Below are 12,199 nucleotides of genomic sequence, written 5' to 3'. Positions count from 1 at the left end.
GCTATTTTCGGTAACGAAACTGTAACATTCGCATCCGCAGTCAAAACAAGAAATCTGGAGCTTTGAATGTTTGCTTTCTTTCGTCCTGCCGCACATCAGGCTCCATTGCCTGAAGAAAAAATAGACAACACCTACCGCCGCCTTCGCTGGCAGATCTTCGCCGGGATTTTTATTGGCTACGCCGGTTATTACCTGCTGCGCAAAAACTTCTCCCTGGCCATGCCCTACCTCATCGAAGAGGGTTACACCCGGGGTGAGCTGGGCCTGGCACTGTCGGCGATCGCCATCGCCTACGGCCTGTCCAAGTTCTTGATGGGCATCGTGTCCGACCGTTCCAACCCGCGATTCTTCCTGCCCTTCGGCCTGCTGGTATCGGCTGGTGTGATGTTCATTTTCGGCTTTGCGCCCTGGGCGACATCCAGCGTGACCATCATGTTCATCCTGCTGTTCATCAACGGCTGGGCCCAAGGCATGGGCTGGCCGCCGAGCGGGCGGACGATGGTGCACTGGTGGTCGCAGAAGGAACGGGGTGGCGTGGTGTCCTTGTGGAACGTGGCACATAACGTCGGCGGCGGCCTGATCGGTCCGTTGTTCCTGCTCGGCATGGGTTTGTTCAATGACTGGCACGCGGCGTTTTACGTGCCGGCGGCGGTCGCCTTGGCGGTGGCGGTGTTTGCTTTCGTCACCATGCGCGACACCCCGCAATCGGTGGGCCTGCCGCCGATCGAGAAGTACAGGAACGATTACCCGGAAGGCTACGACGCCAGCCATGAAGAAGAATTCAGCGCCAAGGAAATCTTCGTCAAATACGTACTGCGCAACAAAATGCTCTGGTACATCGCCTTGGCCAACGTCTTCGTCTACCTGTTGCGCTACGGCGTACTGGACTGGGCACCGACCTACCTCAAGGAAGCGAAAGGCTTTACCGTGGATAAAACCTCGTGGGCGTATTTCTTCTACGAGTGGGCGGGTATTCCGGGCACACTGCTGTGCGGCTGGATGTCGGACAAGATCTTCCGCGGCAACCGTGGCCTGACCGGCATGGTGTTCATGGCCTTGGTCACCGTGGCGACCCTGGTTTACTGGCTGAATCCAGCGGGTAACCCGACCGTCGACATGATCGCCTTGATCTCGATCGGCTTCCTGATCTACGGCCCGGTCATGCTGATCGGCCTGCAGGCACTGGAACTGGCGCCGAAGAAAGCGGCCGGTACAGCGGCGGGCTTCACCGGACTGTTTGGTTATCTGGGAGGTTCGGTCGCGGCCAGTGCAGCCATGGGCTACACCGTGGACCACTTCGGCTGGGACGGCGGTTTCGTCTTGTTGATCGGCGCGTGCCTGCTGGCGATGGCCTTCCTCGCCCCGACCCTGTGGCACAAACAAGTCGCCAGTCAGAGCCGCGAAGCACTCGCCTGATCGGCCGATGATTTACAGCGCTTGAGCCGCGCCTCCAGATTCCGGTCTGGCATGGCGTGGCTACGCAGGGCGTTGGCGGTCTGCTCGACATAATCGCGGGTGGTGCCGTAACGCCCGCAAGCGTTTTCGAACACATGACTCAGCACATGATCCGGCAAGTTGCCGGCATAGCTGGGCAGGTGCCGTTCCAACACAAATCCCAATGCCTGAACCTGGCTTCCGTCTTCGAGACGGCAGTTGAGCCAGTGTGGACGATAGGACGGGAACGGCATTTCGCGTTGCCAAAGGGCATACAACGAGGCTTCGAGCTGATCTTCGGGCAGACGATAAGCGAACCCGCTGCAAGAACCACCGCGGTCCAGGCCAAACACCAGGCCTGGCACTTCCGGCGTGCCCCGATGTTCATGGGACCACAGGTACAGACCACGATGATAACCGTGCACGCGGCCACGCACTCGCTCCACCGCCGGGCACTCAGGCCGCCAGATCAGCGAGCCGTAGGCGAACAGCCATACCGGTCCGCCCTTGTGGCGCTCCATGGTCGTTTGCATCGAGCTGAGCAGTTGTTCGTGCGTAAGCTGCGGTCCCAGATCGAGCCGCGGCGGATAAGGCGAATTCAAGAATGCAGTTTCAATAGCGCTCATGGGATCAGGTGTTCGGCCTCACGGAGTTACAAAATGTAAAAACTTCGACCTATTAGAAGATATAGCAGTAAATTTGAAACAAAAAGTATTAAGGGCTGTATCTCTTTCAATAGCGCCTTAAATCGTTTAATCAGCTTTCATCCATATAGCCTAATCCCATTTTGAAAGCACTTTAAATACCATAATGAAATAAGCATAAGCTTTCGAGAGGAATCGGTACTTCAAATTTAAAGAAATATCCTACCGATTTTTCAGATTAATCATCTGGTTAGCGATGGGACCGCCCACGTATAACAGCTTCCACTGAGGCGCGCGCTCATCCGCCTCCCGGGAGTCAGGAATGAAGTATTCATGGATATATAGCCTGTTCGTGCTGATCCAGGCCAGTCACGCATTGGCTCTGGATATCGCCACGCACACCGCAGATAAGGGCTTTTGGTATGCGCAGACCAGTGTCTACACCCGGCACTATTCGCCGACTCCCGAGCACAATAACCGACAGCGCCTGCTGGGTCTGGAACGCAACCTGGCCTCCGGGACGATTTTTGGCGCGACAACGTTTCGCAACTCGTACCGCCAGCGCTCGTATTATGCGTACGCGGGCAAGCGATATCAGGGTTCCGACTATCCGGTTTACCTGAAACTCTCCGGCGGGTTACTTCAAGGCTACAAAGGCGAATATCGGAAAAAAGTACCGCTCAATCGCCTTGGGGCAGCGCCGGTGATCATTCCATCCGTAGGGGTGCATTTCGGCGCGATCGGTGCCGAGGTCGTACTGCTGGGAACCAATGCAGCGATGATAACCACCGGGCTGCGCTTTTAGGCAGCCCGGGACACTCAGGAACGTGGCGCGTAAGCGAACACATCCGCGCGCATCTGGTGTGCATCCATTCCCGCTTCGACCAGGGCGTCCAGCGTGCCGTAGACCATCGCCGGCGAGCCGCTGGCGTACACATGCAGGGCTTTGAGATCAGGGAAATCCTCACACACCGCTTCATGCAACATGCCGCAGCGACCCTGCCAGGCGCATTGATCGCTGACGACCTTGTGCAAGAACAGGTTGGGCAGTTTCAGCCATTCGTCCCAATGTTCGATGTCATAAAAATCTTCAGGACGCCGCACACCCCAATACAGATGCACCGGATGCTTGAAGCCCGTCGCGCGGCAATGCTCAATCAGGCTATGAATCTGACCCATGCCGGTTCCCGCGCCGATCAGCACCAGTGGGCCATCCGGCAACTCTGCCAGATGGGTATCACCAAACGGCATCTCGATCCGCACCATCGGGTTGCGTTGCAGCTGTTCGATCAGGCTCAGCGCACTGCTTTCGCGCGCCAATACATGAACTTCCAGATCGCGCCCGCCGTGGGGAGCGGAAGCCAGGGAGAATGCCGATTTCTCGCCATTCTCGCGCTCGATCATCAAGTACTGGCCTGCGTGATAGCGCGGCGGCTTGCCGGCCGGTGCCCGCAGGCGCACGCGAAAGGTGTCGCCGCCGACGTCCCTGCATTCAATGACCTGACACGACATGCTGCGCACCGGCAGTTCTCCCAGCGCGAGCACGCCATCCCACAACAGGATGCAGTCTTCCAGCGGCTCGGCTATGCAAGTGTACAACTCGCCATGGTCGCGCACATTGCCGGCCTGTTCGACCCGCCCCTCCACCAGCAACGCGGCGCACACATGGCAATTGCCATTGCGGCAGCTTTGTGGGCATTCATAACCCAGGCGCCGCGCGCCATCGAGAATCCGCTCGCCGGGCAGAATCTCAAGCACTGCTCCGGAGGGCTGCAAGGTTACACGCATCAATCTATTCCTAACTGATTCCAGATGGCATCGATCCGCTGGGTCACGGCTTCGTCCTTGACGATCACCCGGCCCCACTCGCGAGTGGTTTCGCCGGGCCATTTATGCGTGGCATCGAGCCCCATCTTCGAACCCAGGCCGGAAACCGGCGAGGCGAAGTCGAGGTAGTCGATCGGCGTGTTGTCGATCATCACCGTGTCGCGCTTGGGGTCCATGCGCGTGGTGATGGCCCAGATCACGTCGTTCCAGTCCCGCGCATTGATGTCGTCATCAGTGACGATAACGAACTTGGTGTACATGAACTGTCGCAAAAACGACCAGACACCGAGCATTACCCGCTTGGCATGCCCGGGATACGACTTCTTCATGGTCACGATGGCCATGCGGTACGAGCAGCCTTCAGGCGGCAGGTAGAAGTCGGTGATCTCCGGGAACTGCTTCTGCAGGATCGGCACGAACACTTCATTCAGCGCCACGCCGAGGATCGCCGGCTCATCCGGCGGACGCCCGGTGTAGGTGCTGTGGTAAATCGGTTTGATCCGGTGCGTGATGCGCTCCACGGTGAATACCGGGAAGCTGTCGACCTCGTTGTAGTAACCGGTGTGGTCGCCGTACGGGCCTTCATCGGCCATTTCGCCCGGATGTATTACGCCCTCAAGGATGATCTCGGCGGTCGCCGGGACCTGCAAGTCGTTGCCACGGCACTTCACCAGCTCGGTGCGGTTGCCGCGCAGCAGACCTGCAAAAGCATATTCGGAAAGACTGTCCGGCACAGGAGTCACCGCGCCAAGAATGGTCGCAGGATCAGCGCCCAATGCCACGGACACCGGGAACGGCTGGCCCGGATGCTTCTCGCACCACTCGCGGTAATCCAGCGCGCCGCCACGGTGGCTCAGCCAGCGCATGATGACCTTGTTGCGGCCGATCACTTGCTGACGGTAGATGCCGAGGTTCTGGCGATCCTTGTTCGGACCTTTGGTGACCGTCAGACCCCAGGTGATCAGCGGGCCGACATCGCCAGGCCAGCAGGTCTGCACCGGCAGCATCGCCAGGTCGACGTCGTCGCCTTCGATGACCACTTCCTGGCAGACCGCGTCCTTGACGACTTTCGGTGCCATGGCGATGATCTTGCGGAAGATCGGCAGCTTGGACCAGGCGTCTTTCAAGCCTTTTGGCGGCTCGGGTTCCTTGAGGAACGCCAGCAGCTTGCCGATTTCGCGCAGTTCGCTGACGGCCTCCGCACCCATGCCCAGCGCCACGCGCTCGGGGGTGCCGAACAGATTGCCGAGCACCGGGATGTCATAACCCGTGGGCTTTTCGAACAGCAAGGCCGGACCTTTTGCACGCAAGGTGCGGTCGCAGACCTCGGTCATTTCCAGCACAGGGGACACCGGTACCTGAATGCGCTTGAGTTCGCCGCGCTTTTCCAGACCGCTGATAAAGTCGCGCAAGTCGCGATACTGCATGCGTGAGCCTCGTTTTGGCCGTGGCGTTCGGGGGCAGGCAGTTTAGCGCCGAACCCCTCTATTCAGAACCACGAACTGCCGGTTCATCAAAAATCAGATAGCAAAAAGCCGGGTTTCCCCGGCTTCCTGGCCTGCTCGACTTACTTGCGTTTCATCGACAGGAAGAACTCATCGTTGGTCTTGGTCGTTTTCAGCTTGTCGACCAGGAACTCGATGGCTGCAATTTCGTCCATCGGGTGCAACAGCTTGCGCAGGATCCACATGCGTTGCAACTCGTCGTCGGCCGTCAGCAACTCTTCGCGGCGGGTGCCGGAACGGTTGATGTTGATCGCAGGGAACACTCGTTTTTCAGCAATTCGACGATCCAGCGGCAGCTCCATGTTGCCCGTGCCTTTGAATTCTTCGTAGATCACTTCGTCCATCTTCGAGCCGGTTTCAACCAGCGCGGTGGCGATGATGGTCAGCGAACCGCCTTCTTCGATGTTCCGCGCTGCACCGAAGAAACGTTTCGGTTTCTCCAGGGCGTGGGCATCGACACCACCGGTGAGCACTTTGCCGGAGCTCGGGATCACGGTGTTGTAGGCACGCGCCAGACGGGTGATGGAGTCGAGCAGGATCACCACGTCTTTCTTGTGTTCGACCAGGCGCTTGGCCTTCTCGATCACCATTTCGGCAACCTGCACGTGGCGGGTTGGCGGCTCGTCGAACGTCGAGGCAACCACTTCGCCGCGCACGGTGCGCTGCATTTCGGTCACTTCTTCCGGACGTTCGTCGATCAGCAATACGATCAGATGAACTTCAGGATTGTTACGTGCGATGTTCGCTGCGATGTTCTGCAGCATGATGGTTTTACCGGCTTTCGGCGGTGCAACGATCAGACCGCGCTGGCCTTTGCCGATCGGGGCGCACAGGTCGATGACGCGACCGGTGAGGTCTTCGGTGGAACCGTTGCCGGCTTCCATCTTCATGCGCACGGTCGGGAACAGCGGGGTCAGGTTCTCGAAGAGAATCTTGTTCTTCGCGTTCTCGGGACGATCGTAGTTGATCGTATCGACCTTGAGCAGTGCGAAATAACGCTCGCCTTCCTTTGGAGGGCGGATCTTGCCAACGATGGTGTCACCGGTACGCAAGTTGAAGCGACGGATCTGGCTCGGCGAGACGTAGATGTCGTCCGGGCCGGCAAGATAGGAAGCGTCAGCGGAGCGCAGGAAGCCGAAGCCGTCCTGGAGAATCTCCAGCACGCCATCACCGGAGATTTCCTCGCCGCTTTTCGCGTGCTTTTTGAGCAGGGAGAAAATCACGTCCTGCTTGCGCGAACGGGCCATATTTTCTATGCCCATCTGTTCGGCCAATTCGAGCAGTTCGGTAATCGGCTTTTGCTTGAGTTCAGTCAGATTCATATAGGAATGACGTAATCATTTATGGAGGGGGGAAATTAAGCTTTTGGCTTAATGAGGCCGCGCCGCAGAGAAGGCGACAGGATCGCGTACTAATTCGAAAAGGAGTGCGTCGGCGACGGCTAGCAGGGGGCATTGGAGAAACCAGTGCGGGGCCGAATGTACCACCTGAGTTTCGGAGCGTCTAGCCCTGTATAACGAAAAAGCCCCGCAAAGTGCGGGGCCTTTTCAAACACTTTATAACGACGCTTAGATGTTGGCGTCGAGGAAAGCCGCCAGCTGCGACTTCGACAGTGCGCCGACCTTGGTCGCTTCGACGTTGCCGTTCTTGAACAGCATCAGCGTCGGGATCCCGCGCACGCCATGCTTGGCCGGCGTTTCCTGGTTTTCGTCGATGTTCAGTTTGGCAACGGTCAGCTTGCCAGCGTAGGTGCCGGCGATCTCGTCCAAAACCGGGGCGATCATTTTGCAAGGGCCGCACCATTCAGCCCAGTAGTCAACAAGCACAGGGCCAGCAGCCTTCAGTACTTCTTCTTCGAAGTTAGCGTCGGTGACGTGCTTGATAAGATCGCTGCTCATGGATGTCTCCGGGTTATAAGCAATAAAAAACGTGGCCCATCATAGCCGCCCTTCCTGTGTTCAGGAAGCTGCAGGTGATTGAGTCTCGCTATGGCGGCACATGAGTTTGGGTATAGCTCAATTTCAGACACACTGTGGAATGCCATTTCAAAGATGCACCATTGAGGTGCAAAACCAACCCCGCAGGTCGGCCCTGACACCCGGCAAAGCCCGCAAAACCACGGCCTTCCTTCCTCAAAACGAATCCTGGCATGGCCCGTGCTCTATCGATCCGCAGAAGGTTTTCCCTGCCGATTCGGAGATTTGCCATGACCCAGCGCTACCGCGCCCTCCTCGCTGCCTTGTTTGCCGGCCTGATACTGAGCCAGGCGCCCGCCCACGCCGACGGTCTGGAAGATGTGGTCAAACGCGGCGTCCTCAAGGTGGCCGTGCCCCAGGACTTCCCGCCGTTCGGCTCGGTCGGCCCGGACATGAAACCTCGCGGCCTCGATATCGACACCGCCAGACTGCTGGCCGATCAGCTCAAGGTCAAACTCGAGCTGACCCCGGTCAACAGCACCAACCGCATCCCGTTCCTGACCACCGGTAAGGTCGACCTGGTGATTTCCAGCCTTGGCAAGAACCCCGAGCGCGAGAAGGTCATCGACTTCTCCAGCGCCTACGCACCCTTCTACCTCGCCGTATTCGGCCCGCCGGATGCCGACATCAAAGGCCTGGACGATCTCAAGGGCAAGACCATCAGCGTCACCCGGGGCGCCATCGAAGACATCGAATTGAGCAAGGTCGCTCCCGAAGGCGCGACCATCAAGCGCTTCGAAGACAATAACTCGACCATCGCCGCCTACCTCGCCGGGCAGGTCGACCTGATCGCCAGCGGCAACGTGGTGATGGTGGCGATCAGTGAACGCAACCCGAAACGGGTGCCGGCGCTGAAAGTGAAGCTCAAGGATTCGCCGGTTTATGTCGGCATAAACAAAAACGAGCCGGCGCTGCTGGGCAAGGTCAACCAGATCCTCGCCACCGCCAGGACCGATGGCGCGCTGGAGAAGAACGCCCGAACCTGGCTCAAAGAGCCGCTGCCGGCCGATCTCTGATCGCCGCAGGGGAGACAGAATATGTCCTATCAGTTCGACTTCATTCCAGTGGTGCACAATACCGATCTGTTGCTGCGCGGAGCGCTGTTCACCCTTGAACTGACGGCCATCGGCGCGGTGCTCGGGGTTGGCCTGGGTATTGTCGGGGCGCTGGTGCGGGCGTGGAACATTCGTCCGTTCTCCGGGATTTTCGGCGTCTATGTCGAGTTGATCCGCAATACGCCATTCCTGGTGCAGTTGTTTTTCATCTTCTTCGGCCTGCCATCCCTGGGCGTACAGATTTCCGAATGGCAGGCGGCGGTGCTGGCGATGGTGATCAACCTCGGGGCCTATTCGACCGAGATCATCCGCGCCGGCATTCAAGCGATCCCTCGCGGTCAGCTGGAAGCCGCCGCTGCCTTGGCGATGAGCCGCTTCGAAGCCTTCCGCCACGTGGTCCTGTTGCCGGCGCTGGGCAAGGTCTGGCCGGCCCTGAGCAGCCAGATCATCATCGTCATGCTCGGCTCGGCCGTCTGTTCGCAGATCGCCACCGAGGAGCTGAGCTTCGCCGCCAACTTCATTCAGTCGCGCAACTTCCGCGCCTTCGAAACATACGCCCTGACCACCCTGCTTTACCTGTGCATGGCTTTATTGATCCGCCAGTTGCTGAACTGGATCGGTCGCCGGTTCATTTCAAGAAACAGCGCGAGGACCAGCCAATGAGCGATTTCACTTTCTGGGACATCCTGCGCAACCTGCTTGCGGGCCTGCAGTGGACATTGGCGCTGTCGCTGGTGGCGTTTGTCGGCGGCGGGCTGATCGGCTTGCTGATCATGGTCATGCGCATTTCGAAACAAGCCCTGCCAAGCAGTTTCGCCCGCACGTACATCGAACTGTTCCAGGGCACGCCGCTGTTGATGCAGCTGTTTTTGGTGTTCTTTGGCGTCGCGTTGGCCGGGGTGGATATTTCGCCGTGGATGGCGGCAGCGATCGCCCTGACACTCTTCACCAGCGCCTACCTGGCGGAGATCTGGCGCGGTTGTGTCGAGTCGATTCCCAACGGCCAGTGGGAAGCCTCTGCAAGCCTGGCGCTCAACCCGCTGGAGCAACTGCGTTATGTAATCCTGCCGCAAGCGCTGCGCATCGCCGTAGCGCCAACCGTGGGCTTCTCGGTGCAGGTGGTCAAAGGCACCGCCGTCACCTCGATCATCGGCTTCACCGAACTGACCAAGACCGGCGGCATGCTCGCCAACGCGACCTTCGAACCGTTCATGGTCTATGGCCTTGTCGCCCTTGGTTACTTCTTGCTCTGCTACCCCTTGTCCCTCAGTGCGCGCTATCTGGAAAGGAAACTGCATGCCTCTGCTTAGAGTTTCGGCCCTACATAAATATTACGGCGACCACCATGTGCTCAAAGGCATCGACCTGAGTGTCGAGGAAGGCCAGGTGGTGGCGATCATCGGCCGCAGCGGCTCGGGCAAATCCACCTTGCTGCGCACCTTGAATGGCCTGGAGTCGATCAACGACGGCGTGATCGAAGTCGACGGTGAATACCTCGACGCCGCCCGCGCCGACCTGCGCAGCCTGCGGCAGAAAGTCGGGATGGTGTTCCAGCAGTTCAACCTGTTCCCGCACCTCACCGTGGGCGAAAACGTCATGCTTGCACCGCAGGTGGTGCAGAAAGTGCCCAAAGCCAGAGCCGCTGAATTGGCGCGGGAGATGCTGGAACGGGTCGGGCTGGGGGAAAAATTCGATGCGTTTCCGGACCGGCTGTCCGGTGGGCAGCAACAGCGGGTGGCGATTGCCCGGGCCTTGGCGATGTCGCCGAAGGTTTTGCTCTGTGACGAGATTACTTCGGCGCTGGACCCGGAACTGGTCAATGAAGTGCTGAGCGTGGTTCGGCAGCTGGCGGCGCAAGGCATGACCTTGATCATGGTCACCCATGAAATGCGTTTTGCCCGGGAGGTTGGGGATAAGTTGGTGTTCATGCATCAGGGCAAGGTGCATGAGGTGGGCGATCCGAAGGTTTTGTTTGCCAATCCGCAGACGGCGGAGCTGGCGAATTTCATCGGGACCGCGGAAGCGGCGGGCTGATAGATATTCAGCGCCCTGAGGCCGTCTTCGCGAGCAGGCTCGCTCCCACAATGGATTTTGGGTAGACATGCAATCCCTATGGGAGCGAGCCTGCTCGCGAATGACCGCGTAGCGGTCACCGACATGACTGTGTTGGATCAATGCTTTGAACTCTGCGCGTTGGCGCCAGCGTTTGATCGTGGCACGATGTCGGGGTTATCGACCGAGACCCCCTGACCATGCCGCAATCCCAAGCCAAGAATCTGTCCCTGATCGCCGCAATCGACCTGGGCTCCAACAGCTTTCACATGGTCGTGGCCAAGGCCCAGAACAGCGAAATCCGTATCCTCGAGCGTCTGGGGGAGAAAGTTCAGCTGGCCGCCGGCATCGATGAAGAGCGCCAGCTCAGCGAAGAATCCATGCAACGCGGGCTCGATTGCCTTAAGCGTTTCGCCCAACTGATCAATGGCATGCCCCTGGGTGCCGTGCGGATTGTGGGCACCAATGCCTTGCGTGAAGCCCGTAACCGCGGCGAATTCATCCGTCGTGCCGAAGAAATCCTCGGCCACCCGGTGGAAGTCATCTCTGGCCGTGAAGAAGCGCGCCTGATCTACCTCGGCGTGTCCCACACCCTCGCCGACACGCCGGGCAAGCGCCTGGTGGCCGACATTGGCGGCGGCAGTACCGAATTCATCATCGGCCAGCGCTTCGAGCCATTGCTGCGCGAAAGCCTGCAGATGGGCTGCGTCAGCTTCACCCAGCGTTATTTCAAGGACGGCAAGATCACTCCGGCCCGGTATGCCCAGGCGTACACGGCGGCGCGGCTGGAAATCATGAGCATCGAACACGCCCTGCACCGCCTGACCTGGGATGAAGCCATCGGCTCCTCGGGCACCATCCGGGCCATCGGCCTGGCGTTGAAGGCCGGCGGGCATGGCACGGGTGAAGTGAATGCCGAAGGCCTCGCCTGGCTCAAGCGCAAGCTGTTCAAGCTCGGCGACGTCGACAAGATCGACTTCGAAGGCATCAAGCCTGACCGTCGGGCGATCTTCCCGGCCGGCCTGGCGATTCTCGAAGCCATCTTCGACGCCCTCGAACTGCAACGCATGGACCATTGCGAAGGCGCCTTGCGCGAAGGTGTGCTCTATGACCTGCTGGGTCGACATCACCACGAAGACGTCCGCGAGCGCACCCTCAGCTCGCTGATGGAGCGTTATCACGTCGACCTGGAACAGGCGGCGCGGGTCGAACGCAAGGCGTTGCACGCGTTCGATCAGGTGGCCGAGGATTGGGACCTGGATGACGGCATCTGGCGCGAACTGCTGGGCTGGGCCGCCAAGGTTCATGAAGTGGGCCTGGACATCGCCCACTATCACTACCACAAGCATGGCGCCTACCTGATCGAGCATTCGGACCTGGCGGGCTTCTCCCGCGAAGACCAGCTGATGCTCGCACTGCTGGTGCGCGGTCACCGACGCAATATTCCCCGGGACAAGTTCGCCGAGTTCGGCGATGAAGGCATCAAGCTGATTCGCCTGTGCGTGCTGCTGCGCTTTGCGATCCTGTTCCATCACATCCGCGGCACCCAGCAAATGCCCCAGGTCGAGCTGCATGCCAACGGCGACAGCCTGGATGTGTTGTTCCCGGAAAACTGGCTGGACGAAAACCAGCTGACCCAGGCCGACTTCGGCCTGGAAGCGGAGTGGCTGACGCGGGTCGGTTTTGTGCTTAACGTGCGCTGAACC

General features: G+C 59.3%; 12 protein-coding genes. 7 read left to right on the top strand and 5 right to left on the bottom strand.

The window, feature by feature from the left end; genetic code table 11:
- The first annotated feature begins 66 nt into the window (after window positions 1-66).
- The gene (gene glpT / locus J2W17_RS14160; RefSeq protein WP_307334843.1) at window positions 67-1,416 is read left to right on the top strand and encodes a glycerol-3-phosphate transporter; all 1,350 of its coding nucleotides are present in this window, start codon (window positions 67-69) and stop codon (window positions 1,414-1,416) included.
- On the opposite strand, the gene J2W17_RS14155 is transcribed toward glpT, so the two are convergent.
- Window positions 1,392-2,060, bottom strand: coding sequence for a gamma-glutamylcyclotransferase (locus J2W17_RS14155; protein WP_307334841.1), 669 nt, complete (start codon window positions 2,058-2,060; stop codon window positions 1,392-1,394). The two genes, glpT and J2W17_RS14155, sit on opposite strands and share 25 nt — an antisense overlap.
- Window positions 2,061-2,400: 340 nt before the next feature.
- Here J2W17_RS14155 and J2W17_RS14150 point away from each other — a divergent pair, with 340 nt between their 5' ends.
- Entirely contained in the window at window positions 2,401-2,883 is a 483-nt protein-coding gene (locus J2W17_RS14150) for a sn-glycerol-3-phosphate transporter (RefSeq protein ID WP_307334839.1), read from the top strand.
- A 14-nt stretch (window positions 2,884-2,897) separates the two neighbouring features.
- Here the strand turns inward: J2W17_RS14150 and J2W17_RS14145 are convergent, their stop codons facing one another.
- From J2W17_RS14145 to trxA, 4 genes are all read right to left on the bottom strand, one after another.
- Window positions 2,898-3,866, bottom strand: a complete 969-nt coding sequence (locus tag J2W17_RS14145) for a CDP-6-deoxy-delta-3,4-glucoseen reductase (protein ID WP_307334837.1) — start codon at window positions 3,864-3,866, stop codon at window positions 2,898-2,900.
- Window positions 3,866-5,332, bottom strand: coding sequence for a 4-hydroxy-3-polyprenylbenzoate decarboxylase (ubiD, locus tag J2W17_RS14140; RefSeq protein WP_056738783.1), 1,467 nt, complete (start codon window positions 5,330-5,332; stop codon window positions 3,866-3,868). Before ubiD ends, J2W17_RS14145 begins: the two co-directional genes overlap by 1 nt.
- A gap of 140 nt (window positions 5,333-5,472) precedes the next feature.
- The gene (gene rho / locus J2W17_RS14135) at window positions 5,473-6,732 is read right to left on the bottom strand and encodes a transcription termination factor Rho (protein ID WP_007942421.1); all 1,260 of its coding nucleotides are present in this window, start codon (window positions 6,730-6,732) and stop codon (window positions 5,473-5,475) included.
- 246 nt (window positions 6,733-6,978) lie between these two features.
- On the bottom strand, window positions 6,979-7,308 hold the full coding sequence (trxA, locus tag J2W17_RS14130) for a thioredoxin TrxA (protein ID WP_007899382.1): 330 nt from the start codon (window positions 7,306-7,308) through the stop codon (window positions 6,979-6,981).
- A gap of 308 nt (window positions 7,309-7,616) precedes the next feature.
- On the opposite strand from trxA, the gene J2W17_RS14125 reads away from it, so the two are divergent.
- The 5 genes from J2W17_RS14125 to ppx all read left to right on the top strand — a co-directional run bounded on the left by J2W17_RS14125 (window position 7,617) and on the right by ppx (window position 12,196).
- Window positions 7,617-8,402, top strand: coding sequence for a transporter substrate-binding domain-containing protein (locus J2W17_RS14125; RefSeq protein WP_307334833.1), 786 nt, complete (start codon window positions 7,617-7,619; stop codon window positions 8,400-8,402).
- A gap of 21 nt (window positions 8,403-8,423) precedes the next feature.
- Window positions 8,424-9,104, top strand: a complete 681-nt coding sequence (locus J2W17_RS14120) for an amino acid ABC transporter permease (RefSeq protein WP_307334831.1) — start codon at window positions 8,424-8,426, stop codon at window positions 9,102-9,104.
- A complete protein-coding gene (locus tag J2W17_RS14115; RefSeq protein ID WP_307334828.1) occupies window positions 9,101-9,751 on the top strand; it encodes an amino acid ABC transporter permease in 651 nt (216 codons plus the stop codon). Before J2W17_RS14120 ends, J2W17_RS14115 begins: the two co-directional genes overlap by 4 nt.
- On the top strand, window positions 9,738-10,475 hold the full coding sequence (locus tag J2W17_RS14110; RefSeq protein WP_307334826.1) for an amino acid ABC transporter ATP-binding protein: 738 nt from the start codon (window positions 9,738-9,740) through the stop codon (window positions 10,473-10,475). Before J2W17_RS14115 ends, J2W17_RS14110 begins: the two co-directional genes overlap by 14 nt.
- Window positions 10,476-10,693: 218 nt before the next feature.
- Window positions 10,694-12,196, top strand: coding sequence for an exopolyphosphatase (ppx, locus tag J2W17_RS14105; protein WP_307334824.1), 1,503 nt, complete (start codon window positions 10,694-10,696; stop codon window positions 12,194-12,196).
- The last annotated feature ends 3 nt before the right edge of the window (window positions 12,197-12,199 follow it).

The sequence above is a fragment of the Pseudomonas lini genome (genome assembly GCF_030812475.1).
GTDB lineage: Bacteria > Pseudomonadota > Gammaproteobacteria > Pseudomonadales > Pseudomonadaceae > Aquipseudomonas > Aquipseudomonas lini_A.
Note: the sequence above shows the minus strand (reverse complement) of the source record. Positions and strands in the feature narration are given on the sequence as shown.